The sequence below is a fragment of the Ruegeria sp. H3 genome, assembly GCF_056533095.1.
The window spans coordinates 1-24,658 of the sequence record NZ_JBQFOD010000021.1; the positions used below are offsets into that span (position 1 = coordinate 1).

At 57.3% G+C, this 24,658-nt stretch carries 27 protein-coding genes and 1 tRNA gene; 13 read left to right on the plus strand and 15 right to left on the minus strand.

Features of this window, described 5'->3' with window-relative positions:
- Nucleotides 1-88: 88 nt before the first annotated feature.
- The 8 genes from ACR0JE_RS18230 to ACR0JE_RS18265 form a co-directional block, all read right to left on the minus strand.
- A complete protein-coding gene (locus ACR0JE_RS18230; protein ID WP_480865183.1) occupies nucleotides 89-298 on the minus strand; it encodes a MerR family transcriptional regulator in 210 nt (69 codons plus the stop codon).
- Nucleotides 299-409: 111 nt separating this feature from the next.
- Nucleotides 410-610, minus strand: coding sequence for a hypothetical protein (locus tag ACR0JE_RS18235; protein ID WP_480865184.1), 201 nt, complete (start codon nucleotides 608-610; stop codon nucleotides 410-412).
- Nucleotides 610-1,383 carry a hypothetical protein gene (locus ACR0JE_RS18240; RefSeq protein WP_480865185.1) on the minus strand — a complete coding sequence of 258 codons (774 nt, stop codon included), beginning with the start codon at nucleotides 1,381-1,383 and terminating at the stop codon, nucleotides 610-612. Before ACR0JE_RS18240 ends, ACR0JE_RS18235 begins: the two co-directional genes overlap by 1 nt.
- A 22-nt stretch (nucleotides 1,384-1,405) precedes the next feature.
- A complete protein-coding gene (locus ACR0JE_RS18245; RefSeq protein WP_480865186.1) occupies nucleotides 1,406-2,575 on the minus strand; it encodes a tyrosine-type recombinase/integrase in 1,170 nt (389 codons plus the stop codon).
- A 148-nt stretch (nucleotides 2,576-2,723) separates the two neighbouring features.
- Nucleotides 2,724-2,800, minus strand: a tRNA-Arg gene (locus ACR0JE_RS18250).
- Nucleotides 2,801-2,864: 64 nt separating this feature from the next.
- Nucleotides 2,865-4,247, minus strand: coding sequence for an ATP-binding protein (locus ACR0JE_RS18255; RefSeq protein ID WP_480865187.1), 1,383 nt, complete (start codon nucleotides 4,245-4,247; stop codon nucleotides 2,865-2,867).
- A gap of 19 nt (nucleotides 4,248-4,266) precedes the next feature.
- Nucleotides 4,267-5,685, minus strand: coding sequence for a dihydrolipoyl dehydrogenase family protein (locus ACR0JE_RS18260; protein WP_480865188.1), 1,419 nt, complete (start codon nucleotides 5,683-5,685; stop codon nucleotides 4,267-4,269).
- A gap of 4 nt (nucleotides 5,686-5,689) precedes the next feature.
- On the minus strand, nucleotides 5,690-6,421 hold the full coding sequence (locus tag ACR0JE_RS18265) for a TVP38/TMEM64 family protein (protein ID WP_480545416.1): 732 nt from the start codon (nucleotides 6,419-6,421) through the stop codon (nucleotides 5,690-5,692).
- 295 nt (nucleotides 6,422-6,716) lie between these two features.
- On the opposite strand from ACR0JE_RS18265, the gene rpmH reads away from it, so the two are divergent.
- The 13 genes from rpmH (at nucleotide 6,717) to ACR0JE_RS18330 (ending at nucleotide 17,441) form a co-directional block, all read left to right on the plus strand.
- Nucleotides 6,717-6,851, plus strand: a complete 135-nt coding sequence (gene rpmH / locus ACR0JE_RS18270; protein WP_005980833.1) for a 50S ribosomal protein L34 — start codon at nucleotides 6,717-6,719, stop codon at nucleotides 6,849-6,851.
- 26 nt (nucleotides 6,852-6,877) lie between these two features.
- Nucleotides 6,878-7,303: a ribonuclease P protein component gene (gene rnpA, locus ACR0JE_RS18275; protein WP_480545353.1), complete on the plus strand. Its 426-nt coding sequence runs from the start codon at nucleotides 6,878-6,880 to the stop codon at nucleotides 7,301-7,303.
- Complete coding sequence (gene yidD, locus ACR0JE_RS18280) at nucleotides 7,300-7,545, plus strand: membrane protein insertion efficiency factor YidD (RefSeq protein ID WP_480545355.1); 246 nt, start codon at nucleotides 7,300-7,302, stop codon at nucleotides 7,543-7,545. Before rnpA ends, yidD begins: the two co-directional genes overlap by 4 nt.
- A 57-nt stretch (nucleotides 7,546-7,602) precedes the next feature.
- Nucleotides 7,603-8,496, plus strand: coding sequence for a tRNA 2-thiocytidine(32) synthetase TtcA (ttcA, locus tag ACR0JE_RS18285; protein WP_480865189.1), 894 nt, complete (start codon nucleotides 7,603-7,605; stop codon nucleotides 8,494-8,496).
- A 64-nt stretch (nucleotides 8,497-8,560) separates the two neighbouring features.
- A complete protein-coding gene (locus tag ACR0JE_RS18290) occupies nucleotides 8,561-10,114 on the plus strand; it encodes a putative bifunctional diguanylate cyclase/phosphodiesterase (protein ID WP_480865190.1) in 1,554 nt (517 codons plus the stop codon).
- A gap of 111 nt (nucleotides 10,115-10,225) precedes the next feature.
- Nucleotides 10,226-12,055, plus strand: a complete 1,830-nt coding sequence (gene yidC, locus ACR0JE_RS18295; protein WP_480865191.1) for a membrane protein insertase YidC — start codon at nucleotides 10,226-10,228, stop codon at nucleotides 12,053-12,055.
- The gene (locus tag ACR0JE_RS18300) at nucleotides 12,052-12,789 is read left to right on the plus strand and encodes an MOSC domain-containing protein (protein ID WP_480865192.1); all 738 of its coding nucleotides are present in this window, start codon (nucleotides 12,052-12,054) and stop codon (nucleotides 12,787-12,789) included. Before yidC ends, ACR0JE_RS18300 begins: the two co-directional genes overlap by 4 nt.
- A complete protein-coding gene (yihA, locus tag ACR0JE_RS18305) occupies nucleotides 12,786-13,439 on the plus strand; it encodes a ribosome biogenesis GTP-binding protein YihA/YsxC (protein ID WP_480865193.1) in 654 nt (217 codons plus the stop codon). Before ACR0JE_RS18300 ends, yihA begins: the two co-directional genes overlap by 4 nt.
- Complete coding sequence (locus tag ACR0JE_RS18310; protein WP_480826445.1) at nucleotides 13,436-13,804, plus strand: DUF2946 domain-containing protein; 369 nt, start codon at nucleotides 13,436-13,438, stop codon at nucleotides 13,802-13,804. The genes yihA and ACR0JE_RS18310 overlap by 4 nt, the downstream gene beginning before the upstream one ends.
- A gap of 67 nt (nucleotides 13,805-13,871) precedes the next feature.
- Complete coding sequence (locus ACR0JE_RS18315; RefSeq protein ID WP_480865194.1) at nucleotides 13,872-15,275, plus strand: PepSY-associated TM helix domain-containing protein; 1,404 nt, start codon at nucleotides 13,872-13,874, stop codon at nucleotides 15,273-15,275.
- 115 nt (nucleotides 15,276-15,390) lie between these two features.
- On the plus strand, nucleotides 15,391-16,254 hold the full coding sequence (gene argB, locus ACR0JE_RS18320) for an acetylglutamate kinase (RefSeq protein WP_480865195.1): 864 nt from the start codon (nucleotides 15,391-15,393) through the stop codon (nucleotides 16,252-16,254).
- 18 nt (nucleotides 16,255-16,272) lie between these two features.
- Nucleotides 16,273-16,947 carry a ferredoxin gene (locus ACR0JE_RS18325; RefSeq protein WP_480865196.1) on the plus strand — a complete coding sequence of 225 codons (675 nt, stop codon included), beginning with the start codon at nucleotides 16,273-16,275 and terminating at the stop codon, nucleotides 16,945-16,947.
- The gene (locus tag ACR0JE_RS18330; RefSeq protein WP_480545374.1) at nucleotides 16,944-17,441 is read left to right on the plus strand and encodes a SixA phosphatase family protein; all 498 of its coding nucleotides are present in this window, start codon (nucleotides 16,944-16,946) and stop codon (nucleotides 17,439-17,441) included. Before ACR0JE_RS18325 ends, ACR0JE_RS18330 begins: the two co-directional genes overlap by 4 nt.
- Nucleotides 17,442-17,487: 46 nt before the next feature.
- Here the strand turns inward: ACR0JE_RS18330 and ACR0JE_RS18335 are convergent, their stop codons facing one another.
- The 7 genes from ACR0JE_RS18335 to ACR0JE_RS18365 form a co-directional block, all read right to left on the minus strand.
- Nucleotides 17,488-18,279, minus strand: coding sequence for an amino acid ABC transporter ATP-binding protein (locus ACR0JE_RS18335; protein ID WP_280922860.1), 792 nt, complete (start codon nucleotides 18,277-18,279; stop codon nucleotides 17,488-17,490).
- A 12-nt stretch (nucleotides 18,280-18,291) separates the two neighbouring features.
- The gene (locus ACR0JE_RS18340) at nucleotides 18,292-19,590 is read right to left on the minus strand and encodes an amino acid ABC transporter permease (RefSeq protein WP_480545376.1); all 1,299 of its coding nucleotides are present in this window, start codon (nucleotides 19,588-19,590) and stop codon (nucleotides 18,292-18,294) included.
- Nucleotides 19,591-19,593: 3 nt separating this feature from the next.
- The gene (locus ACR0JE_RS18345) at nucleotides 19,594-20,826 is read right to left on the minus strand and encodes an amino acid ABC transporter permease (protein ID WP_480865197.1); all 1,233 of its coding nucleotides are present in this window, start codon (nucleotides 20,824-20,826) and stop codon (nucleotides 19,594-19,596) included.
- 122 nt (nucleotides 20,827-20,948) lie between these two features.
- Nucleotides 20,949-21,965: an amino acid ABC transporter substrate-binding protein gene (locus tag ACR0JE_RS18350; RefSeq protein WP_480545378.1), complete on the minus strand. Its 1,017-nt coding sequence runs from the start codon at nucleotides 21,963-21,965 to the stop codon at nucleotides 20,949-20,951.
- A 207-nt stretch (nucleotides 21,966-22,172) separates the two neighbouring features.
- Entirely contained in the window at nucleotides 22,173-22,880 is a 708-nt protein-coding gene (locus ACR0JE_RS18355) for an ATP12 family chaperone protein (protein WP_480865198.1), read from the minus strand.
- Nucleotides 22,881-22,883: 3 nt separating this feature from the next.
- Nucleotides 22,884-23,555: an HAD-IA family hydrolase gene (locus ACR0JE_RS18360; RefSeq protein ID WP_480865199.1), complete on the minus strand. Its 672-nt coding sequence runs from the start codon at nucleotides 23,553-23,555 to the stop codon at nucleotides 22,884-22,886.
- A complete protein-coding gene (locus ACR0JE_RS18365; protein ID WP_480865200.1) occupies nucleotides 23,552-24,595 on the minus strand; it encodes an RluA family pseudouridine synthase in 1,044 nt (347 codons plus the stop codon). Before ACR0JE_RS18365 ends, ACR0JE_RS18360 begins: the two co-directional genes overlap by 4 nt.
- Nucleotides 24,596-24,658 lie beyond the last annotated feature (63 nt).

A 24,658-nucleotide genomic window follows, 5' to 3' on the forward strand; every position in this document is an offset into this window, starting at 1 on the left:
CATCCTGTGGCATCAACTGGACTTGCTAGGGTGGCAGTTGATGTCACTGGAAAAGCCCCATCTCCGCGCTTGGAGTTGGGGTTTTTCATTATGCAGCCTCGTTGTTGGGATCGGTGCGCCGGGTCGCCAGCCAGGCGTTCAGATCGGCACCGTGATAGGCGATCCGCCGACCGAGGCGGATAAAGGCCGGACCACACATGCGGTGGCGCCATTGAGCCAGCTTCTCGCGGTTTCCCAGCAATTTCATCTCAGGGTCTTCTGGGAAGTAGACCCGGTCGTCATTGAAGACGTTTGCCATCGTTGAAATCCTCTTGGATCAGTTGCGATGGCTCCCAATTGTGGGCAGCTTTGCCGAAGTGTCACCAGACTTTTTATTGCGCTTAAGCGTCTTCCCGAAGTGAGAAAATGCTTAAGCGGTTTTCCTGAACAACGCTTCGTAACTTGATTTGAAAGGCTCTTCTGAACGCAACGCCGTTCCATAGTCCGCATGAGTTTTTCGCGATTTTGGGAAGTCCGCTTGTTTATCAACTGACTTTTCCAAGGCTTGCTCGATTATTCGTTCTTCGCTGACCAAACCAACCGCGCTAGATAGTTGCTCGATTTCTTGCATCAGCAGTTCCAGGTTCTGAAGTCTACGATCCCGGGATGCACGTGCCCCGGCTTCGCCAGCATTTTTTTTTGGGTGTTTGCCGCCAGAATTGCTGCAGCTTCAGTGCCACCTGAGATAGCCTCAATTTCCTTGGTTATGTAGCCCGCAGTAAAGTCGTCGTTTGTTATGAACTGCGACAAGAGTAGTTTCGCTGAGAGACTAGCCAGAGACGAGTCAGGGAAGTGGTTCAAGCAAAACTCAAATTTAGCAACTGCTGTCCAATTTTCACCAAAGGTGTTTCTCATCCAGGCAACATGTTCGTCGCCCAACCAATCGAGAACACTTGGCAGAATACTGTAGTCCTTTTTTGATATGACCCCCGCTTCGGCTAGCGCTTCGTAACAGACAAAATGAACCGCATCGTGATCGCCAGATCCAAACATAAATGACAGCATTCCGGAGGGGTCCAGGCCTCCATTTCCAACTATTTCTTTCAATCTCTTGGGAAAACCAAATTGGTCTCCGTATGTCATCCCAACTGGCATAGACGCTACAGCCGCTTCTTCTGTCGCGAAATAGCTTAATCCCACGACCTCTTTGTCTAGTCCTGTCCTAGTCGTTATCCAAACTTCCCAAACTGTATCTCCGTCCCTTGTTTCTCTGAAATCATCACTAAATGAGTTTTTCAGAGACGCTACAGACGGGCTTGGGAACGCCCCCACAGTGACGGGGGATGCTTCGTGATGAATAACCTCTGTAAGCCGATTAGGCTTTGTCCATTTTTTATCCGTCATCAACTCATATCCATCTAAAATGCTAAACTGACACAGACCTGGACCACTCTTCCATCAATTCTCGCCGCCGTTCCAACATATCCGACCGCGCGTACGCACGCTCCACATCTGAACCAACCTGATGGGCCAAAGCCGCCTCTGCCAATTCACGCGGCGCATTAGCAGCTTCCGCTGCCCAATCCCGAAACGAACTGCGGAACCCGTGTACGGTGACGCCATCCTGCCGCATCCGGCGCAGCAGCATCAGCATCGACATGTTCGACAAAGGCTGATGCCGCTTTTGCCCCTCGAACACATAGTCAGAGGCCAACGCGTGCAGCGGCTCCAGAATGGCCAGCATTTCGTCGGTGAGAGGGACACGATGGACCTGCCCGCCTTTCATGCGCTCCGCCGGGATGGTCCACAGGCGCGCATCGACATCAACCTCGGGCCACTTCATCTCTAGCACCTCTGAGGTTCGGCAGGCGGTCAGAATGGTGAACTGCAGCGCCTTGGCGGCCATGGCTGAACGGGTCTGTAGCTCGGCATAGAATGCGGACACTTCCTGCCACGGCATCGCGTCATGGTGCTGGACCTTGGCTTTGACGGTTGGCAGCACTTTACCTTCGCGGATAGCGGTCACCGGGTTCTCGCCCGAGCGGAAGCCCTTGGACTTTGCCACATCGAGCACCGTCTTGATCCGCTGCGACAGTCGCTTTGCGGTTTCGTGTTTCTCGGTCCAGATGGGGGACAGGCACATCAACACTTCGGGCTGATCAATGCTGTCGACTGGCATGCGCCCGATCTTTGGGAACGCATAGTCGCGCAAGGTGTTGAGCCATTGCTGGCCGTGTTTGGCATTCTTCCATGTTGGCAGGCGGTCAATGTGAACTTGTCGGCTGAGTTCCTCAAAGGTCGGGATTTCACGCTGGGCGTTGAAACGCGGGTTCAGCCCGGACTTTGCCATGCGTCGATATTCGAGGGCTCTTTCTCGAGCCTGGTTTAGTGTGACGACATCAGCGCCACCTAACCCGAAATCCGTGCGCAGCGGAGCGCCCTTGCGGTTCTTCTGTCCTTTGACCGTTACACGCACGATCCAGCGCCGTGCACCCGATGGATCAACAACAAGGTACAAGCCAGAGCCGTCACCATGCCGACCAGGGCCAAGATTCTCAACCAGCTTCTTTGTCAGCTTCCCGCCGAGTGCGGACATGAAAATACCACAAAATATACCACTCAATGAAAGCATACTTGTGTTATCGGATAAAATCCAATGAAACCCACCAGCGTGGCTATGGCCATAAAACACAGAGGTTTATACAACCTAGTGCGTCTCACCAAGATTTAGGAATATCACCAAGTGGCGGACCGAGGAGGATTCGAACCCCCGACCCCTTGATTCGTAGTCAAGTACTCTATCCAGCTGAGCTATCGGTCCGCGTTGGTGAGGCGCTATTTAGACCCGGCACGGTGGACGTGCAAGTCGATTCTGTAAAAAATCCTCAAAAAGTCTCGTCTCCGCGGGGCAGCCTTATTTCAAAGGTCGTTCCATCGGGTCCGGTGTCTTTCAGCACCAGATCCCCGCCATGGCCGCGCACCAGTTCCTGCGAAATTGCAAGACCTAGGCCAGACCCGCCCTTACGCACACCACCCTCAAACGGGGTGAACAGGTTTTCCCGCGCTTTGGGTGGCAGCCCGGGGCCTGTATCGCTGACTACGATGCACCAGATGCTCTCCAACTCGCACCCCACGATGACGATCCGACCCGGTTTTCCAGAGGCGACCAGCGCCTGCCGCGCATTGCGGACAAGGTTCATGATGACTCGGTACAATTGCTCAGGGTCGGCACGTGCGACCAGGTCGTTCGGTACTTCGTTCGCAATCTCAACACAGGCGTCGGCCACCGCCAATTGCTCGCTTGCAGCCACGTCCGCAGCAATGTCGCGAACCTTTACCATGTTCAGAGTTGGCGCGGGTTCTTCTGCACGGCCAAAGGCAAGTGTGCTTTCGCAAAGGGAAACCGCTCGGGTGATCGAGTTGACCAGCTTCGGTGCCATGCGTTTGACCAAAGGATCATCACTCGCCTCAATCCGGTCCGTAAAAAGCTGCGCCGATGTCAGGATATTCCGCAAATCGTGGCTGACCTTGGCCACGGCACCACCCAATTGCGCCAATCGCTCGCGCTGTTTCAACGCCTGTGTCAGGTCCGTTTGCAGCATCTGTAAGGCTTCTTCCGCCTCGCGCAGTTCGGTCACTTTCGAACTCGGCGAGATGATGCCACGCGCATCCTCGGGCGCGCTAGCATAGCGCTGCATATAGCCGACAACACTTTTGATCGGACGAACAAGAACAACACGTACTGCGAGAAACAGCAGCGACGCCGTTATGATCGAGATAACAAATGACAGTCCAAGGATTCGAAGGCCATAGTCCACCATCGCCATCCGCAAAGGTGCGCTTTCCATGGTCACTTCGATTAACAAACCAGCCCGTTTGACAGGTTCTCCGATCACACGAATTACTTCGTTCTCGACCGTGAATATCCGTGTCATCGCATCACGGATTAGAATCCAGGGGCCTGCATCCCGCAGATCGTAAGTATTGGTGATCTGTTCTGGGATGGGTGAGGACAGCATCAACTGACGCACCTCATCACGTCTGAGTACGACATTATAGACGCCCGCGTTTTCCAGCAGTTCGGCCTCAAGCTCATCGGCAAGCATGTCATCGGCTAACAGCGCCAGCGATGCGATCTGCGCGCGCTCCAGCCGGTTTAGTAGAAAGTCTTCCCGGAAGCGCGCGATTGACGGGACAAAGATCAGGATTTCGGCCAGCATCACGAAGACCGTCGTCAAGATCAGGAAACGGCCCGACAGCGAGTTCAATTGACGCTCCTTCTTTGGGTCAGGGAATCCAGCGCTGGACGAACCTGACCGCTCGTTTAACTGTCTGATTCTCAAACAGCCTCGGCGAGAAATAAGCACCCGCGACGCGTTTGTTAAGCTCTCCGATCGTCGGATAGGGCGAAACCATCGCGGCGATCTGACCCATCTTGAGGTTATTGGCCAGCGCCAGAGACCACAAGTTGATCAACTCTCCGGCCTGATGCCCCACGATTGTTGCGCCAACCGGGCGGCCTTTGACGACCATCACCTTGATGAAACCCTTGGTCTTTCGTTCAGAAATCGCGCGGTCATTGTGATGATAGTCAAACCGGGCGATTTCCATCGCCTCACCATGTTGTTCGCGGGCTTGCGCCTCTGTCAAACCAACCTGAGCGAGTTCCGGGTCGGTATAGGTTGCCCAAGGAATATGCGCTGTTTTGGCTTTTGAGGGCAGTCCGAACAAAGCTGACCGAATAATAATGCCAGCATGATACCCTGCAACATGGGTGAATTGCAGCCCACCTGCGACATCGCCAATCGCATAAACCTTGCGGTTGGTCGTACGTAATGCGTCGTCAACCTTGATACCGGTGCGTGTTCGGTCGATTCCAGCAGCCTCAAGGTTCAGACGATCCACATTCGCCTTGCGCCCGGCGGCCATCAACAGATGGGTGCCTGAAATGATATCGCCGTTCTCGGTCACAACTTCGATCTTACCGTCCTCACCACGTATCTGAGCGACCATGGCTTGCTCGCGGATATCGATGCCTTCTGCCCTCAAGGTGTCCACAACCACGGCCGCAGCCTCAGGGTCATCCTTGCTCAGCGCCTTCATGCCTTCGATCACTGTAACTTTGCAGCCAAACCGGATATGCGCTTGCGCCATTTCCATGCCGATAGGCCCTCCACCGATGATCAGCAGATGGTCCGGTTTGTCGCGCAGATCGAAAACGGTCTCGTTGGTATAATACGGCACATTTTCCAAACCGGGGATCGGAGGGACCAACGGAGATGACCCGGTCGCAATCACAACACGGCGCGCGGTGATCACGGTGTCCCCGGCGTGAACCTCGGTTGGCGTCAGGAAGGTGCCAAACTCTCGGATGACTGTCACGCCAAAGCCCTCGAACCGCTCCTGACTGTCCATCGGCTCGATCTGAGAGATTACATCATGAACGTGATCTTTCGCTGCACCATAGTCGACCTGAGGCACAACATTCGCCACTCCAAACGACGTGGCGTGCCCCTGCGCGTGAGCCGCTTTACCACTTGCGATCAGCGCCTTTGACGGGACGCAGCCAAAGTTCAGGCAGTCACCACCCATCTTGTGGCCTTCCAGCAGGATCACGTCGGCCCCCATCTGTGCGGCTCCTGCGGCAACTGACAACCCGCCCGATCCGGCTCCGATCACCAGGATATCCGTCTTCACTTTCTTCATGCGTTCAGGTGTCCTTTTTGCCGCGCAGGGCTTTGATCACAATTGGCAACGCGGCCAGCACACAAAGGCCGATGATCGGGCCGATCACAAACGGTTCCCACAAAAGGGATACATCAGGCGTTTCACCCCGATCGAACACACCGCCCAGCCCGACGCCGATCCACGTGTACACGATCCCGCCCGGAATAATCCCCAGCGCTGTGGTGATCAGGAAGTTACGAAACTTCACGCCGACCAATGCGGGCACCAGATTAGCGACAAAGAAAGGCACAACTGGAACCAGCCGCAAGAGGAACAGCACAGAAATCTCGTTCTCGCGCAGCCCGTCCTTCAGCTTTTTGACCGTGCCTTCCGAGGATTCCAACCGCGCGGTCAGTGATTCACCCAAACCCCAACGGGCGGCCAGGAAAATCGCCGATGCGCCAATCGTCGCCGCGAAAACGTTGAAAACCGTTCCCGCGAACAAGCCAAACAGGAAGCCACCGGTCATAGAAGCCACGGCTGCACCGGGCAAGGAGAAGGCCACAATCACGATGTAGATTGCGATAAAGGCACCGGCCATGGCCCAGTAATTTGCATCCCGCCATGCCAGAAGCGCCTCACGATTATCGCGCAAGGTCTCAAAGCTGAGGTAATCGCCAAGCGTGAAGAACCCCAGCGCTGCGACCGTAAGGATCACCAGCAGTGGAATATGGCGCGCAACGCCGCTGCGCGGGGGCTGGGTCGTTTCACTCATAGGCTCATCCGGCTTGATCTGTTTCATTCTGACCCCAACATGCGTTGCCCGACCGCCAAACGACAGGTCCCTCACGCGGCCTTGAACTATGTGGCAGGGAATGTGAGAGTTTCGGGTGCAAAACCAGGAATCTGAAACCTTTTCGACGGCCCGGTTACAGAATTGTTGCAAAAGGCGTCAAAACCCCTGTCTTGGGGTTTGACTTACCCCCCGCTTAGCAGTAGAGGACGGGCTTCGAACACTAGGGCCAGGCGAATCCGCGCCGCACCCACCGCTATAGATTGGAGACGGAGCGATGAAACGCACCTATCAGCCTTCGAACCTGGTTCGCAAACGCCGCCACGGTTTCCGCGCGCGCATGGCTACCAAGGCCGGCCGTAAAATCCTGAACGCGCGCCGCGCACGTGGCCGCAAGTCGCTGAGCGCGTAAACCGCTCGACCTGTCAGGTACTGAACATGACGCCGCCGGAGGCCCCTGAGGTTGGTAAGAACCACCCCCGGGAAAAGCCCCCGGCGGCTTCTGTTTGCGCGCCAGTATCTTTGACTGCACTTAAGAACCGGCCTGATTTCCTGAAAGCCGCGCGCGCGCGCAGGCAAGGCACATCGTCGATGATGGTACAGGCCCGCAAGCGCGCGCCGGACGAAGCACCCGGTATTCGGGTTGGGTTCACCTGTTCCAAGAAAGTTGGCAACGCTGTCGCCCGAAACCGCGCCAAACGGCGCTTGCGCGAAGCAGCGCGTGCCATTCTGCCCACCCGAGGTCATGACGGGTGGGACTATGTGCTGATCGGACGCGCCGATGTCACCGGGTCCTGCCCCTATGACTCTCTGCTGAACGATCTGAAATACGCGCTGCGCAAAATCCATGGCACGGGCAAATGACCTTTCTGGCTCATATCATCGCCCTGCCCGTCCGGGCGTATCGGTTGATCTTTAGCCCCTGGGTTGGCTTCAACTGCCGCTATCAACCCACTTGTTCTGCCTATGCGCTGGAAGCGCTGGAAAAGCACGGGGCGATTAAGGGGGCATGGCTGGCCGCGCGCAGAATCGGGCGGTGCCATCCCTGGGGCGGCGACGGGTACGATCCGGTTCCAGAGTGCCAGGCGTGTAAAGACAAAACCTGATGCTCAAAACCTGGCATTTATCTTGCCGGGGTGCCTCAAACTCTTTAGGGCAGGTCCATGTTTGACGAAGCAGATGATATCCACCCGCTTTTCGCTGGCGCGCCCTCGACCACCGAGTTCAAGAAACTACGCAAGCGTATTGTGCGCCAGACCCGTGAAGCCATTGAACACTACGGGATGGTGAACCCCTCTGCCCATGACAAGGACGGCAAGCCGCCCCGGTGGCTGGTCTGCCTGTCCGGAGGCAAAGACAGCTACACCCTGCTGGCCGTTCTCTATGAGTTGAAATGGCGCGGCCTGCTGCCCGTCGATCTGCTGGCCTGCAATCTGGATCAGGGCCAACCCGGTTTTCCCGCCACCGTCCTGCCTGAATTTTTGGAACGCATGGATGTACCCCACCGGATCGAATATCAGGATACCTATTCGATCGTAGTCGATAAAGTCCCGCAAGGCCGTACATATTGCGCGCTGTGTTCTCGCCTGCGTCGCGGCAACCTGTATCGCATCGCACGCGAAGAAGGGTGTTCAGCCGTTGTACTGGGCCATCACCGTGACGACGTTTTGGAAACCTTCTTCATGAACCTGTTCCATGGCGGTCGTTTGGCCACTATGCCGCCCAAGCTGGTCAATGAAGAGGGCGATCTGTTCGTCTTTCGCCCACTGGCCCATGTGGCCGAAGCGGATTGCGAGAAATTTGCCAATGCAATGCGCTACCCGATCATCCCCTGCGATCTGTGCGGCAGTCAGGACGGGTTGCAACGCCAACAGGTCAAACAAATTCTCGATCAATGGGAAAAGAACAGTCCCGGTCGGCGGCAGGTCATGTTCCGCGCCCTGACTAATGCCCGACCGTCGCACCTGCTGGACCCCAAACTGTTCGATTTTGCAGGGCTTTCTTTGGATCCGGACAAAAAACCCGAAGATTTGGGTGAAATTCCGCATCTGCGTTAACGGCTGACTCAGATTGGTTTCATACGGTCGGGGCCTGTGATCATCTCTCAGGGCCTGGAAACCGATGCGGAACCTACCTTCTTTTGACCGTCTGTCGCGTAGCTTCGCGTCGCTGCTGAACTCCTCATCTGCTCTCGCCTTCATTCCCGCACTCAGCCTTGGTGCGTTCTGGATCGGGGGTGAACGTGCGCTTGTCGCCGCCGCTTTGGGCCTGCCGTTGATCGCCGCGGCAGTCGGCCGGTTTGGGTCAAAGGCTGGTGGGACGTTTGGAACTCACCAAGCAGGTGGTCTTCTCACCAACGACCGCTTCGATGCAGAGTTGGAGGCGGTCTTTCAAGGTTCAAAACAAAGCGGGGAAATGTCCGCTTGTATTGCCATTGCGCTCGACGATTACACACAGCTTCTTGACCTGCATGGCGAGGCCGCGACGAACCTGATATCGGAGCAGGTCTGCAATCGCATTCTCTCGGTCATTCGCAGCCAGGACTTTGTAACCCGGTTGGCAGGCAACAGGATTCTGATTGCTCTGCGCCCAGCGCAGCACCTGGATCTTGAGGCCTGTATACAAATGGCGGGGCGCATTCAGTCAGCCATCGAAGATCCGATACCGCTGAACGGCACCGGCATCTATGTCTCGTGCTCCATAGGGTTCTGCCTCAGTTCAGGCGAACCTAACGGGACCCCGGAAATGTGGAAGGACGCCGCCAACAACGCCTTGATCGAGGCGCAACAGAATGGCCCATCCACGATTCGCGCCTATTCGTCGGATACACGCCGCCGGTCGCGCATTCGTACCAATCTGAAAAAAGAGTTCGAGACCGCGCTGAACAGCGGCGAAATCCGCCCATGGTTTCAGCCTCAAATCTCTACCGATACCGGCAAGGTCACCGGGTTTGAAGCGCTGGCAAGATGGGAGCATCCGCAAAAAGGCGTATTGGGCCCGCACGTGTTTCTGCCCTTTGCGGAACAGGCCGAGATGATGGAACGTTTCGGACAGACCATCCGCCATCATGCGTTCAAAGCCATGCGTGACTGGGATCGGGCCGGAGTAATCGTGCCGCGGATCGGCATTAATTTCTCATCGGATGAGCTGCGAGACCCCGGCCTGATCGATCGCTTAAAATGGGAGATGGATCAATTCGACCTCACCCCAGACAGGCTGGCGGTTGAAATTCTGGAAACTGTTTTTTCCCGCAGACCCGATGACGTAATCACGCGGAATGTCACCAGCATGGCCGCGCTTGGATGCTGTATTGATCTGGACGATTTTGGCACCGGACATGCCTCAATCGCGTCGATCAAGCGGTTTCAGGTCTCCCGGATCAAGATCGACCGGTCCTTTGTTGCCAAATCCGATCAAGACCCAAGCCAGCAACAGCTTGCAAGCGCGATCCTGACCATGGCGGAGCGCCTGAAGGTTGAAACCCTGGCCGAAGGTGTGGAAACCCCAGGGGAACACGCCTTGATGGCACAGCTTGGTTGCAACCATGTTCAGGGCTTTGGCATTGGGAAACCCATGCCGTTCGAGAAAACACTGGATTGGATTGCCGCGCATCGCAACAAGGTCAACGGTGTTCCGAAGATTGGCCGGCAAACGGGATCACAAGGCGGATTTTAAGCCCTATATGGATGATCCGTGACGAATTGACAGCCGATTCCGCTTGACCTTTGGGCCTGCACTCTGTTGAACCCTGCGGGTGTCTTTCACTGCTCAAGGTGGCTGTCCCAGATGGACGATCAGAATAAGAACCTCATCCTCGCAACCGCGCTCAGCTTTCTGGTGATCCTGGTCTGGTTCGTGCTGTTCCCTCCGCCGGAACCCAGCACTGTGGCAGAGGATGCTGAGATCGCGGCAATAGATGAGGCCGAGATTCAGACGCCCAGCGCAACTGCAAGTGGCACCGTAGATGAAGCTACCGCCGCCGCCGAAGACACACTACCCGAAGAACAGGCCCCGCGCGTCGAAATCGACACGCCCCGCCTAAAAGGCAGCCTGTCACTGTCGGGCGGACGTATCGATGAGCTGTTCCTGAAAGACTACAAAGTCTCGATCGAAGAAGACGCACCGATTGTCGAGCTGCTGTCGCCGGTTGGGTCAAACTCTGCCTACTACGCGCTGTATGGCTGGGCGCCGGGCGCGGGCGTTTCGGGCGAAGACGTCCCCGGCCCCAACACCTTGTGGACGTTGGAACAGGGTGAAACCCTGAGCCCGGACAGCCCGGTAACGTTGGCGTGGGAGAACGGCAACGGGCTGACCTTCCGCCGCACCATTTCTGTCGACGACAACTACATGTTCTCGGTGACCCAATCCGTCGAAAACGCCACCGCGTCCGAAGTCAGCATGGCCCCCTACGGCATTCTGGCGCGCCATGGCATTGGCGAGGATGGCGATCTGCCGGGCTTGAAAAACTTCTTCATCCTGCATGAAGGGGCCATGGTCATGGCCGATGGCGTGCTGGATGAGATCGACTACGGCGATGTGCGCGATTTCGACATCGATCCGAACGAACGCGCGCAGGCCGAAGTTTTTCAGGTGAAAGAGGGTGGTTGGGTTGGTTTCACAGACCACTACTGGATGACAACCCTGATCCCTGCCGAAGGCGCGACGTTCAAGGCCGCTGCAAAATACGACGCTCGGCGCAAAATCTACCAGACCGAGACGGTGCTGCCGACAATCGCAGTAGCACCGGGCACGACCGAACAGACCACAACGCGGCTGTTTGCTGGTGCAAAAGAGTGGGAAACCATTCGCGAGTACCAAGCTGAGGGTGTGCAGAAATTCATCGAAAGCATCGATTGGGGTTGGTTTGCCTTCCTGACTAAACCGATCTTCTGGCTGCTGCACAATATCAACCTGCTGATCGGCAATATGGGCTGGTCGATCATCGGCCTGACGCTGATCATCAAGGCCATTCTGTTCCCGCTGGCGTTCAAATCCTATGTCTCGATGGCGAAGATGAAGGAATTGCAGCCGCAGATGGAGGCCCTGAAAGAAGCCGCAGGCGACGACCGTCAGAAGATGCAGCAAGGCATGATGGAGCTGTACAAGAAGGAAAAGGTGAACCCGGCTGCGGGCTGCCTGCCGATCCTGATGCAGATCCCGATCTTTTTCTCGCTCTATAAGGTGATCTTTGTCACCATCGAACTGCGGCAGGCCCCATGGTTCGGCCCGTTCCAGGACCTCAGCGCGCCGGACCCGACCTCGATCTTCAACTTCTTTGGACTGCTGCCTTGGGCCGCACCTGCGCCCGAAAGCCTGATGGCACTGATCTTCATCGGTATCCTGCCCTTGCTACTGGGTATCTCGATGTGGATGCAGCAGAAACTGAACCCGGCCCCAACCGACCCGACCCAAGCGATGATCTTTGCCTGGATGCCATGGGTCTTCATGTTCATGCTGGGCGGGTTTGCCAGTGGTCTGGTCGTCTACTGGATCGCGAACAACACCATAACCTTCACGCAGCAATATCTGATCATGCGCAGCCAGGGATATACGCCAGATGTGTTCGGCAATATCAAATCGGGCTTCAAGCGAACGCCAAAGACGGATGACAAATGACCGGCACTGTAACCTGCATATGGCGACACCCCATCAAAAGCCATGGGCGGGAGAGCCTGACTGACGTGACATTGACCCCCGGGCAGACTATGCCCGGGGATCGCGTTTGGGCAGTCGCGCATGAGGCGTCAAAGGCTGATGGATCAAAATGGGTGCCCTGCGCCAATTTCAGCCGTGGATCAAAAGCGCCCAGCCTGATGGCGATAACCGCTCAGCTTGAAGGGGAAACCCTTACCCTCAGCCATCCCGACAGGCCCGATCTGCGCTTCGATCCGGAGAACGAACAAGACGTGTTTCTGGACTGGGTGAAGCCTTTGATGCCTGCTGACCGAGCCGCCTCGGCGCGGATCATTCGTGTGCCCGGTCGCGGTATGACGGACAGTGACTACCCCTCGATCAGCCTGTGCAACATGGCTTCGCACCGCGCGGTTGCGCAGAAACTGGGGCAGGAATTGTCGATCGCGCGCTGGCGCGGCAATATCTGGTTCGATGGTCTGCCCCTATGGGAAGAATTCGATTGGCTGGGCAAGGATGTTCAGATTGGCGAGGCCGTGCTGCATGTGCGCGAACGGATCGTGCGCTGCATGGCCACCACAGCCAATCCTGAAACCGGCGAGCGGGATGCAGACACGCTGGGCGCTCTGAACAGCTGGGGCCATCAAGATTTCGGCGTCTATGCCGAGGTGATCAAAGGCGGCAGGATCAGCCTGGATGATAAGGTGCAGGTGCTATGACCGCCCTGCCCTTTCCCCTAACCGAAGACCCAGACGAAATTTCGCTGGAGCGCGGGCGCAAGCTGTTTGCAGGCCCATCGGAATTCGTCAAAGGCGTCGTTGCCATGAACGGCCTGCCTGCCCCTGACAGGCTTGAGGTCTGTTTTGCCGGGCGGTCCAATGTCGGCAAATCCAGCCTGATCAACGCTCTGACCGGGACCAAGGGTCTGGCGCGCGCCTCAAACACCCCCGGCCGCACGCAAGAGATCAACTTTTTCACCCAAGGCCCCGAGCTGTATCTGGTCGACCTTCCCGGCTATGGCTACGCAAACGCTCCGGTCAAGGTGGTTGAGAAATGGCAGCGGCTGCTCAAGCAATATCTGAGCGGGCGGCAAACCCTGCGCCGGGCTTTCGTGCTGATCGATTCACGCCACGGGGTAAAACCCGTCGACGATGAGATCATGAAGTTGCTGGATACGAGCGCGGTGACTTTTCAATGCGTGATGACCAAGGCCGATAAGGTCAAAGCACAAGATCGGGAAAAGGTTCTGGATCAGGTCCGCACGGCCCTGTCCAAACATCCCGCAGCCTACCCCGAGATTGTGCTGACCTCGTCCGAGAAGGGTGACGGTATCCCAACACTCCGCTCTATAATTGCACATCTCGAATGACCCTGATCCTGCGTGCCATAGGCGCTCTGACGGTACTCGCAGTGCTGACAACCGGCGCAATCCCGCAAGGTTGGATGCCAGCGCAGGACATTGACGGCAAGATCCTGCTGGTGCTCTGCACCGGAGAAGGCACGGTTGAACAATGGGTCGACCTGGACACGGATGAACCGGTTCATGACGATAGCGACACGCGGACAATGTGCCCCTTTGCTGGGCTGACAGCTGGCGTAGATATCCTCGGGATCACCATGATCGTTCCGGCAGACTTCCACATTCAGTCTCGCTGGGACCATTCGGACTTCACCCATCGCAGCGCTGGTTTCTACACGCGTTACGACGCCCGCGGGCCACCCCAAATCTCCTGAAACAGCAAACACTTCTTCACCCTGCGTGCCACGCATGCGGGGCATGTCTGCATATGGAGATTTTCTAATGGCAATCGATAGCCAAAATCCGGGCACGGCCCAAGCGCAGGATACAATTGCGCAAAAATTCTACTTCGCCGCCTGGCGGTGGCACTTCTACGCGGGGATTTTCGTGATCCCATTCCTTATCATATTGGCCGTGACCGGTTTGATGATGATGTTCATCACTCAGTTCGACGGGCGTGACGGCGAAAAGATCGGCGTCACGATTGAAGGCACCGCCTTGCCCGTTTCGGAGCAGGCCGAGGTCGCGATGGCCCAGGTACCCGGTCAGGTCGTGGAATGGATCGGTCCCAAGGCAGAAAATCTGGCCACCGTGTTCCGCGTCAAAACCGAAGCCGGGCACCACATGGTCGCCGTCGACCCCTATGCCGGTCAGGTGATTGAGGTTTGGGACCGTCGGGCAGGTTGGTACGATCTGGCGGACAATATCCATTCGACCCTTCTGATCGGCACCACAGGCGACCGTATCTTGGAAATTGCTGCGGGTCTGAGTTTGGTTCTGGTATTTACCGGCCTTTATCTGTGGTGGCCCCGTGGCAATGGGCTTGCCGCACTTGTCCCGCACCTGAAGGCGCGCGGTCGGGCGTTGTGGAAATCGCTGCACGCTGTAGTCGGCTTTTGGATGTCGTTTCTGCTGATCGTATTCTTGATCTCTGGCCTATCCTGGGCCGGGGTCTGGGGCGGCATGATTGTCCAACCCTGGAGCAGTTTCCCCGCCGAGAAATGGGACAATGTTCCGCTATCGGACGAAACCCACGCCAGCATGAACCATGGGCATCAGAACGATGTCCCTTGGGCGTTGGAACAGACCCCAATGCCCGCCTCGGGTTCGAATGTGGGGATCACAGGCGTGCCAGAGGGCGCAAGCGTCGATATCGACGCATTGGTCGAACTCGGCACGGCTCTGGGCATGGCAGGGCGGTTCCGGGTGGCCTATCCCAGCGGGGAAGCGGGGGTTTGGACGCTGAACCGTGACAGCATGAGCAGTGACTCAACTGACCCGGTGAACGATCGAACCGTACATGTGGATCAGTACACAGGCAAAATCCTGGCCGATGTGCAGTATGCGGACTATTCGCTGATGGGCAAGGCCATGGCTGTTGGCATCCCGTTGCATATGGGGTTGATGGGCATTTGGAACTTTGTTCTGAACCTGGTTTTCTGCCTATCAGTGATCTTTGTCTGCGTCTCGGGCGTGGTGATGTGGGTTAAGCGACGTCCGCAAAAAGCCGGCCGTTTGGCCGCTCCACCCATGCCGGCAGAACTGCCCTTTTGGAAAGGTGCTGTTCTGATCGGGTTGTTCACGGCCATGGCTTTCCCATTGGTTGGTTTGACCCTAATGGCCGTTCTTGCCTTTGACTTGCTCATCCTCAGCAACATTCCCGCGATGAAACGCGCGATGAGCTGAGCTGAACACGGGCCGCGCCAAGCCGGCGCGGCCTCAGATTGCAGCAATTGCCCGGTATGGTCTTGGCAGCCCGGTCCAAACGCCCTAACAGGGTGGATCAAAGGACTGACAGCCAATGAAGACACGAGACATGAACCGGGACTGGATCGCCACTGCTGCAACCCTAAATAGCGCCTTGCCCTATTTGCAGCGCTATGACGGCGCCATCGTTGTTATCAAGCTGGGCGGTCACGCCATGGGCAGCGACGAAGCGATGGAGAGCTTTGCACGCGATGTTGTGCTGATGCGTCAGGTAGGTGTGAACCCGGTCGTCGTGCATGGCGGTGGGCCAATGATCAACGCGATGCTGAAGCAGCTGGATATCCAATCGGATTTCGTGAATGGTAAACGTGTCACGGACAAAGCCACTGTTGAGGTGGTTGAGATGGTCCTGTCTGGCCTGGTCAACAAACGCATCGTTCAAGCGATCAACCGTCAGGGCGGCACCGCAGTGGGCCTGTCGGGCAAGGACGCCAACCTGTTGACCTGCGAGCAGACAGATGCCTCACTGGGCTTTGTCGGCACGCCGTCCGAGATGAACCCAAAGGTCCTGCACGATTTGTTCTCGCATGATGTGATTCCGGTCGTCGCACCGTTGGGCGCTGGCACGGACGGAGAGACATTCAACGTCAATGGCGATACAGCTGCCGGGGCTATCGCCTCTGCCCTGAAAGCGGATCGCCTGTTGTTGCTGACCGACGTATCTGGTGTTAAAAACGCGGCCGGTGACGTAGTCACCGAGTTGAAAGCCGGTCAAATCCGCGAAATGACCCGCGAAGGCACGATTGCAGGCGGTATGATCCCCAAAACCGAAACGGCGCTAGACGCTTTGCACAGTGGCGTTCGCGCGGTGGTCATTCTGGACGGGCGCGCACCTAATGCGGTGCTGCTGGAGCTGTTCACCGAACACGGTGCCGGGTCTTTGATCCGGCCCGATTGATCTGAGCGCGGAGGGGATATGACAGACCAGGCACACTCCGCAGAGGTCACATATAAACGCGTCGAACACGCGGCGCAGCAGGTCGGCCTGATTGTCATGGGCGCACTGCATCCGCATAAGACCGACGCAAAACAGCTTGACGGAGGAACGCTGATCCTGCTGGGCGCGGGGCCAGAGTTCTGGCCAACGCTCAAAGCTGCGCCGGAATGGCAGGGCGACGATCCGGTAGACAGTTGGTCTCTACGCGTGATTGGACAATTGGCGCAGCAGATGCAGGCACAGGCACATTTCCCATTCGGTGGCCCGCCCTATGCCCCATTCATCGATTGGGCACTGAAATCCGGGCGAACCTTCAGCAGCCCGGTGGGCGCTTTGGTTCATGACACTATGGGCATGATGATCTCGCTCCGCGGCGCGCTGCATTTTGTGCATGAGTTTGAAGTACCCAAAGCCGAAGGGACATCTCCTTGCACCACCTGCCCTGCGCCTTGTACGCAAACCTGCCCGGTGGGGGCCTTGAACGATCAAAGCTTTTATAATGTGGACGCCTGCCACCGGCATCTTTCCACCCCTGAAGGCCAGACCTGTATGACAGGTGGCTGTCTTGCGCGGCTGTCCTGCCCGATCAATGCCGGGGCCAAGCGCGACCCGGAACAATCCGCCCATCATATGAAGGCATTTCACCCGTCATGACCTTGACGCTGATCCTGACCCGCCATGCAAAATCCAGTTGGGACAGCCCAATGCTGCCGGATCACGACAGGTCCTTGAACAAACGTGGACGTAAATCCGCACCGGCAATCGCCGAATGGCTGCGCAGCAATGGCTGGGTGCCGGATGAGGTGCTTTGTTCCACCGCAGCTCGTACGCGCGAAACCTGGGACCGGATGGGGCTGCAAGCTGATACGGTGCGTTTTCTGCGCACGCTCTATCACGCGAGCCCGGAGGATATGCTAGACGCGCTATCCGGGGCCACCGAGCCCACCGTTCTGATGCTAGGGCACAACCCCGGCATTGCCGACTTTGCCAACCGCATAACTCGCCAGCCAGCGGATCACCCGCGCTTCTACGACTACCCAACCTGTGCGACGACAGTGATCCGCTTTGAAAGCGATGACTGGGCGCAAGTGAATTGGAACAGCGGGTTGGTTCTGGGCTTTACGATCCCGCGCGAGCTTCTGGCATGAAAAAAGGCGGGGTCAAACCCCGCCTTCTCTATTCGTTTCTCTGGGATCAGTGCCCCAGAATCTGGCTCAGGAACAGCTTGGTCCGTTCGCTCTGCGGATTGTTGAAGAACTCTTCCGGTTCATTCTGCTCAACAATCTGGCCAGCATCCATAAAGATCACGCGGTTGGCGACCTGACGGGCAAAGCCCATCTCGTGGGTCACGCACAGCATGGTCATGCCTTCTTCGGCCAGCTCGATCATGGTGTCTAGCACCTCTTTGATCATCTCAGGGTCAAGCGCCGATGTCGGTTCATCGAACAACATGATCCGTGGCATCATGCAGAGCGAGCGTGCAATCGCCACACGCTGCTGCTGACCTCCTGAAAGCTGACCGGGATATTTCAGCGCCTGATCGGGGATCTTCACCTTCTCAAGGAAATGCATCGCGCGCTCTTCGGCCTCTTTCTTGGGCGTCTTGCGCACCCAGATCGGGGCCAGCGTGCAGTTTTCCAGAATGGTCAGGTGCGGGAACAGGTTGAAGTGCTGGAACACCATGCCAACCTCGGACCGGATTTTGTCGATGTTTTTCAGGTCATTCGACAGTTCGATACCATCCACCACGATCTTGCCCTGCTGGTGTTCTTCCAACGCGTTCAGACAGCGGATCAGGGTGGACTTACCCGAACCGGACGGGCCCGCGATTACGATCCGCTCGCCTTGGTTGACGGTCAGATTGATGTCACGCAGCACGTGGAAAGACCCGTACCACTTATTCATGCCGTTGATTTCGATGGCGACTTCGTCGCTCACCTGCATCTTCGAGCGGTCGATTTCGCGTTCTACTGCAAGTTCAGACATGTGTTGAACTCCTTAACGATGATCTGTGGCAAGGCGACGCTCGAGCCACTGAGAATATTGAGAGATGCCGTAACAGACGACGAAGAACAGAAGCGCGGCAAAGCCCAGAAGCTCCCAATAGACGCCGTTCCATTCGGTCGACGCCAGGATGGGACCCCGGATCATGCCCACCAGATCGAACATTGAAATGACCGAAACCAGTGTGGTGTCCTTGAACAGGCCAACGGCCACGTTCACGATCCCGGGGATCGAGATCTTCAGAGCCTGCGGTAGGATGATCAGACGCATCGCCTGAGGGTAATCCAGACCAAGGCTGTCTGCTGCCTCGTACTGTCCGCGTGGAAGCGCTGCCAGACCGCCGCGGATCACCTCGGCGATATAGGCGGCTGAGAACATGGTGATCATGATCACAACGCGCAGGAACAGGTCGACTGTGCTGTCAGGCGGGAAGAAATAGGCCAGCATCACCGAAGCCACAAACAGCAGCGTGATCAGAGGCACGCCACGGATGAATTCGATGAAGATGACGCAGACCCACTTGATCAGCGGCATGTCGGACTGACGGCCCAGCGCCAAGGCGATGCCCAGAGGCACCGACAGGGACACACAGGTCACGCCCAGCATCATGTTCAGCATGAAGCCACCCAGATCACGGCTGGGCACATAGGTCAGCCAAGCATCCTCTGACGCCCCTTCCGGGATCAGAGCTCCGCCCACGTTCCAGACGACCAACGCGACAACAATGGCGCCAAAGAACCCAGCGGCAAAGCTGTTCTTGCCGAACTTCTGGAACACGGCGCCAGCGGCCACACAGCCGACCAATGCCACCAACGGTGCCAGGATTGTGCCACCCCAAATCAGCCAGAAGGCGATGAAGGGATAGAGGCCGGTAAAGATCAGCATCTTGCGCGGCAGGTCGAAGAACAGCACAGGCGCGAAGGCAACCAGCATCAGCACAAAGGCCAGATTTGGGCGCCAATAGGCATCAGCAGGGTATTTGAACCCATAGATCAGCTGCGGCCAGCGTTCCGTCAGAACGGCGAAACACGCCCCTGTCTTACCCGCCAGAATCTCCCGGCATTCGGCCAGAGAGTTCGCGTTCCAGACTCCGTTCAGGATCCACGGCAGAGTGTTCTTCAGCAACAAGTAGATCAGGATCAGCGACAGAACGGTTAGGACTGTGTTTGCAACACCCGAGAACAGGTTATCCCGCAGCCATTTGACGGCGCCGGTTTGGTTGGCCGGAGGTGGCGATTCAGGAATATTCCCGTCTGCCACGAAAGCGATCGGATTTGTTGATTGATCAGCCATGGCTCAGCGCTCCTTCAACTTGACGGATGCGTTGTAGAGGTTCATCACCATCGAGATCAGCAACGAGGCTGTCAGGTAGAACAGCATCAGCAGCAGAACGCACTCGATCGCGCGACCTGTCTGGTTCAGCGTGATACCGCCCAAGGTTGCGGTGATATCCGCGTAACCCACGGCAATCGCCAGCGACGAGTTCTTGGTGATGTTGAGGTACTGCGAAATCAGCGGCGGGATGATCACCCGTAAGGCCTGAGGCAGAACCACAAGGTTCATGATCCGACCCGGGCGCAAACCCAGTGCCGCTGCGGCCTCGGTCTGACCTTTGTTGATCGCCTGAATACCTGCCCGCACGTTTTCCGCGATGAAGGCACCGGTGTAGATCGACAAAGCAAACCATAGGGCGATCAGCGGACCACCAACTTTGATACCGCCACTGAAGTTAAAGCCCTTCAGCTCTGGAATATTCCAGGTCAACCCCATCAGGACCATCAGAACCACAAAAGGAACAAGCCAAACGCCCAGTTTCACCAGAAGCGTCTGCGGTCGTTCACCTGTTTGTTCCTGTTTCAACGCCGCGCGTTTTTCAATCTCACGTGAGGCAAACCAGGACCCGACAAGGCCCGCTATCACCAGAAGCCAGCTTAGCATTGTTGAGCCAAACAACGCATTCGTGAATTCTGGCCGCGGAACATAGACACCCCGGTTGGTGAAGGCAAATGCGTCAAACAGCATCGTCGACGTTGGATCTTCACCCCGGAAGGCGCGTGGCCCCGGCAGCACGGCTGTCATGATGGTGAAAATGATGATGATCCAGATCAGAACCGGAATGTTCCGGAAAATCTCGACATACACCGCCATCAGTTTTGAAACGAGCCAGTTGTTGGACAGGCGCAAAACACCCGCGATCACACCGAATACCGTGGCCGTGATACAGGCCAGAAAGGCCACCAGCAGCGTGTTCAGGATCCCAACGACAGCAGCACGGCCATGCGAGGCCTGGCTGTCATATTCGATCAGACGCTGGTTGATGTCATACCCGGCGGCATCGCCAAGGAACGTGTATGAGATATTGAGCCCTGCGGCCCGAAGGTTCTGGATCAGGTTGTTGCCCAGATACCAAATGGATAGCGCAATAGCGATGGCCGCAATCACCTGGAATGTGAGTGATCTGTAGCGGGTATCGTTAATGAGCATCGACAACCGAAAATCAGCTTTCGGTGGGTCAGTCATAGTCGACATATATGGAATCCCCGTGGCTTGCGGACTTTTAACCCCGGCGAGGTATTCCCCGCTCTGTAGCGTCCGCAGCAGTTATGAAAGAAAAGGGCGCAGGTTTCCCCACGCCCTTTCCCATGGATGTCTTAGCGGAAAGGCGGCGAGTACAGCAGGCCGCCTTCGGTCCACTGTGCGTTCAGGCCGCGTGCCAGACCGATCGGAGTTTCTTCACCGATGTTCTTGGCAAACACTTCGCCGTAGTTACCATCCGCCTTGATGGCGCGCATGGCCCACTGTGCGTCCAGACCCAGCATCTCGCCCAGGGTACCTTCGGTGCCCAGCAGACGGTTCACTTCCGGGTTGTCGGTGCCAGCTGCCAGCTCGTCGATGTTCGCCGAGGTCACGCCCAGCTCTTCAGCCGAGACCAGCGCGTTCAGGGTCCAGCGGACAACATCGCCCCACTCGTGATCGCCGTGACGGACCAGCGGGCCCAGCGGCTCTTTCGAGATGATTTCGGGCAGCAGGACGTGGTCACCAGGGTTTTCGAACGTGGCGCGGGTTGCGGCCAGGCCCGAAGCGTCGGTGGTGTAAACGTCACATGCGCCAGCCAGGTATTGCTGCTGCGCTTCGGCGTTGGTTTCGATCGGAACCGGCTCGTAGCTGATGTTGTTGGCACGGAAGAAATCGGCCAGGTTCAGCTCGGTTGTGGTGCCGGTCTGGATGCAGACGGTTGCGCCGTCCAGTTCCTTGGCCGAGCTTACGCCCAGTGCCTTGGGAACCATGAAGCCCTGACCGTCATAGTAGTTCACACCGGTGAATTCGAATTTCAGGTCAACGTCGCGGCTGAAGGTCCAAGTGGTGTTACGGGCCAGCATGTCGATCTCACCCGATGCAAGCGCGGTAAAGCGCGTCTTGCCGGTGGTCGGCACGAATTCAACAGCGCTGGCATCGCCCAGAACTGCGGCTGCAACCGCACGGCACAGCGAGACGTCAAAGCCTTTCCATTCGCCATTCGCATCTGGTGCCGCAAAGCCAACCAGACCGGTGGTCACACCACAGTTCAGAGTACCGCGCGCCTTGACGTCATCGATAGTACCCGCCACTGCAGCGCTTGCGGCCAGACCGGCAACTGTTGCCGCGCCCAAGATTACGGATTTTTTCATTTTTACCTCTTCCTGATTTTCCGCCCCTTTGCGGGACGGCTCTATCCGGCAAAGTGGATGCCGGTAAGGTTACCCCAAAGGTGTCTCCCCTTTAGTGGGCACGAGTTTGGTCGCATTCATAAACAAACGTCAAGTGCCCGATCATGGAAATCGATTTATCACACCCTACGACAGCGTTAACACGGCCAGTTTTTTAGCCGAGAGCGATCAAAACGATAGATCAAAGAAGGATTTAGCATGCAGAAAGGCCGCTTTCTTGGTCTCGGCTGCGGCGTGGGCCTCGTCATCATGGCCCCATTGTTCGATCTGCCAGTCTTCGTCCAGACGCGAAATGCGCCAAATCTCATCCGGTTCGCGCCAATTCAAGGCAGCTGCAAAGCCCAGAATCAACGATCCCGACAGACTCACCAGGTCATGGAATGCAGCCAATTGAAACGCATCCATCCCATGAACCCGTTGCCGCAGCCGCGCCAGCGCGTCTTCGGATTGCGGTTTGTGCAAGACGCCTGACATCGGGACCAACCGGGCTGACAGGGTTTCAGCGGCCCAATCCAAGGCCGGGTCCCATTCGGCCACTTGACGGTCTTGCAGCGCCTGAGGATGCGTTGCGCGATAGCACAGCAGATCGGAATCCCCATAATCGGATAACATCTCAGCCACTTCGCCATGCTGGGTTCGAACTTTGTCGATGGCAGCATTGGCTGAACGCGTGTAAGGCATTGTGGCGGGGTCCACCTCTTTCTCTTGCGCGTCCCATTCGGCGGCGATCTCCTTGGCCATGGCCTCTGTGGGCAGAATCAACGCCTGTTTTGCAGGGGTTTTGACCCGGCGCCCATCCAGCTCAACCGTATGCCCACCATCGACCTTGACCACCGCACTGTGCGTCCAAAAGCGTTTCGGTTTCCAATCGCTCATGTGTCAGTTCCAGATATGGGCCAGCGCCTCAGGCAACTGGTCGAAGGTTTCAATAACGCAGGCAGCCGCGTTCAATGCAGATCGATCATGATAGCCCCAATCGACACTGATCCCGGCCACCCCTGCTGCGGCAGCCATATCCATGTCATAGCTGGTATCCCCGATCATCACGGCATTCACGGCCTCAACCCCGGTTTCGGCCAAGGCGGACTGAACCATCGATGGATGCGGTTTCGACGGGTGATGATCTGCAACCTGACGCGTGACGAAATACCCTTCGAGCCCATGCGCCTCGATCAACGCATCCAATCCCCGCTTTGACTTGCCCGTCGCCACACCCAGCAGGATGTCCGGCACCGCATGCAGGGCCTCAATCGCCGCACGCGCACCGGGATAAAGCGGCGAACTGGCCGCCCCAAGGTTCAATCGATACGCGTGGAAGGCCTGCTTGTAGCCCTCGACCAACTGCGTCCGCACCGTGTCGGACTGCTCCGGCGCAAGCCGCGCAATCGCCTGCGGCAGCGATAGGCCCACAATCGACAGGATCGCCTCACGCGACGGAGCCGGGACTGAAACGTCCTGAAAACTCGTGGTCATGCAATGAACGATGCTGCCCTGACTGTCGACCAGTGTGCCATCGACATCGAACAGCACCAACCGCAAGGGTGTACTCATTGCAGTTCCTCAAACGGGTCATCCGAGGCCAGATCCTCGGTCCAGCCAAACGTGTCCCAGCTGTGTTTCATATGCTCGGGCAATGGTGCTTCGATTGTGATCGGCTTGCGCGTCACTGGATGCTGGAACGACGCGCTGCGTGCGTGCAGATGCAGTTTCTTGCTGATAATCCCGCCCAGTTGCGCGCCCCAGCCATCACCAAGGTTCTCCTGACCAGATCCGCCATATTTGCCATCTCCGATGATCGGATGCCCGATCGCAGCCATATGTGCGCGCAGTTGATGGGTTCTGCCTGTAATTGGCTCCATTGCGACCCAGGCGGCACGACCTGCAACACGGTAGAGCGTAGCGTAAAGCGTGTGGGCACGTTTCGCACCAGGTGTGCTGTCGATGTCGCCCATATGGACGGGGATCATCTTTTCACCCTCGCCCCGTTTGCCATGCCCCGATGCCTTAACCAAACCCGTCTTAATCTCGCCCAGATAAGGCGTCGGCACCCCAGCAACCAATGCCCAATAGATTTTGCGTGTGTCGCGGTGGCGGAACGCAGCAGTCAGCCCTTTGGCGGCCTCGCGCGTGCGGGCCAGCAGCAAAACACCCGAGGTGTCCTTGTCCAACCGATGGACAAGTCGAGGATTCTCCTCATAGCCAAAACGCAGAGCCTCGGACAGGCTGTCCACGTGGCGCGTCTGGCCACTGCCACCCTGGACCGGCAGGCCGTGCGGCTTGTTCAGCGCCAAGACGTGATCGTCGCGATAGATCACGCACGACTGGATCATTTTTGCATCCGCATCGGAAACGCGTCGTTTCACCTCGACCGGTTTGTGATCCGCATCAGGCAAAGGCGGCACGCGCACAACTTGCCCCACCTCCAGCCGGGTCGAGGCCTTGGCGCGGCTGCCATCAACGCGCAGTTCACCCTTGCGGCACATTTTTTCGATGCGCCCCTGGCTGACATGCGGAAAAAGACGGCGCAACCAACGGTCGACCCGCTGATCTCCGTCGCCCTCAGCGACCGTAATCATCTTAACACCGCTCATGCCATTGCCCTTCGCACAGGGCGTCTGTCGCCTGCAACGGGCCGAGAGTCAAGCAATCGTAGG

Coding starts and splice junctions, on each gene's coding strand:
- ACR0JE_RS18230 (WP_480865183.1), bottom strand. CDS start 298: ATGGCAAACGTCTTCAATGACGACCGGGTCTACTTCCCAGAAGACCCT.
- ACR0JE_RS18235 (WP_480865184.1), bottom strand. CDS start 610: ATGCAAGAAATCGAGCAACTATCTAGCGCGGTTGGTTTGGTCAGCGAA.
- ACR0JE_RS18240 (WP_480865185.1), bottom strand. CDS start 1,383: ATGACGGATAAAAAATGGACAAAGCCTAATCGGCTTACAGAGGTTATT.
- ACR0JE_RS18245 (WP_480865186.1), bottom strand. CDS start 2,575: ATGTCCGCACTCGGCGGGAAGCTGACAAAGAAGCTGGTTGAGAATCTT.
- ACR0JE_RS18260 (WP_480865188.1), bottom strand. CDS start 5,685: ATGAAGAAAGTGAAGACGGATATCCTGGTGATCGGAGCCGGATCGGGC.
- ACR0JE_RS18265 (WP_480545416.1), bottom strand. CDS start 6,421: ATGAGTGAAACGACCCAGCCCCCGCGCAGCGGCGTTGCGCGCCATATT.
- rpmH (WP_005980833.1), top strand. CDS start 6,717: ATGAAACGCACCTATCAGCCTTCGAACCTGGTTCGCAAACGCCGCCAC.
- rnpA (WP_480545353.1), top strand. CDS start 6,878: ATGACGCCGCCGGAGGCCCCTGAGGTTGGTAAGAACCACCCCCGGGAA.
- yidD (WP_480545355.1), top strand. CDS start 7,300: ATGACCTTTCTGGCTCATATCATCGCCCTGCCCGTCCGGGCGTATCGG.
- ttcA (WP_480865189.1), top strand. CDS start 7,603: ATGTTTGACGAAGCAGATGATATCCACCCGCTTTTCGCTGGCGCGCCC.
- ACR0JE_RS18290 (WP_480865190.1), top strand. CDS start 8,561: ATGCGGAACCTACCTTCTTTTGACCGTCTGTCGCGTAGCTTCGCGTCG.
- yidC (WP_480865191.1), top strand. CDS start 10,226: ATGGACGATCAGAATAAGAACCTCATCCTCGCAACCGCGCTCAGCTTT.
- ACR0JE_RS18300 (WP_480865192.1), top strand. CDS start 12,052: ATGACCGGCACTGTAACCTGCATATGGCGACACCCCATCAAAAGCCAT.
- yihA (WP_480865193.1), top strand. CDS start 12,786: ATGACCGCCCTGCCCTTTCCCCTAACCGAAGACCCAGACGAAATTTCG.
- ACR0JE_RS18310 (WP_480826445.1), top strand. CDS start 13,436: ATGACCCTGATCCTGCGTGCCATAGGCGCTCTGACGGTACTCGCAGTG.
- ACR0JE_RS18315 (WP_480865194.1), top strand. CDS start 13,872: ATGGCAATCGATAGCCAAAATCCGGGCACGGCCCAAGCGCAGGATACA.
- argB (WP_480865195.1), top strand. CDS start 15,391: ATGAAGACACGAGACATGAACCGGGACTGGATCGCCACTGCTGCAACC.
- ACR0JE_RS18325 (WP_480865196.1), top strand. CDS start 16,273: ATGACAGACCAGGCACACTCCGCAGAGGTCACATATAAACGCGTCGAA.
- ACR0JE_RS18330 (WP_480545374.1), top strand. CDS start 16,944: ATGACCTTGACGCTGATCCTGACCCGCCATGCAAAATCCAGTTGGGAC.
- ACR0JE_RS18335 (WP_280922860.1), bottom strand. CDS start 18,279: ATGTCTGAACTTGCAGTAGAACGCGAAATCGACCGCTCGAAGATGCAG.
- ACR0JE_RS18340 (WP_480545376.1), bottom strand. CDS start 19,590: ATGGCTGATCAATCAACAAATCCGATCGCTTTCGTGGCAGACGGGAAT.
- ACR0JE_RS18345 (WP_480865197.1), bottom strand. CDS start 20,826: ATGTCGACTATGACTGACCCACCGAAAGCTGATTTTCGGTTGTCGATG.
- ACR0JE_RS18350 (WP_480545378.1), bottom strand. CDS start 21,965: ATGAAAAAATCCGTAATCTTGGGCGCGGCAACAGTTGCCGGTCTGGCC.
- ACR0JE_RS18355 (WP_480865198.1), bottom strand. CDS start 22,880: ATGAGCGATTGGAAACCGAAACGCTTTTGGACGCACAGTGCGGTGGTC.
- ACR0JE_RS18360 (WP_480865199.1), bottom strand. CDS start 23,555: ATGAGTACACCCTTGCGGTTGGTGCTGTTCGATGTCGATGGCACACTG.
- ACR0JE_RS18365 (WP_480865200.1), bottom strand. CDS start 24,595: ATGAGCGGTGTTAAGATGATTACGGTCGCTGAGGGCGACGGAGATCAG.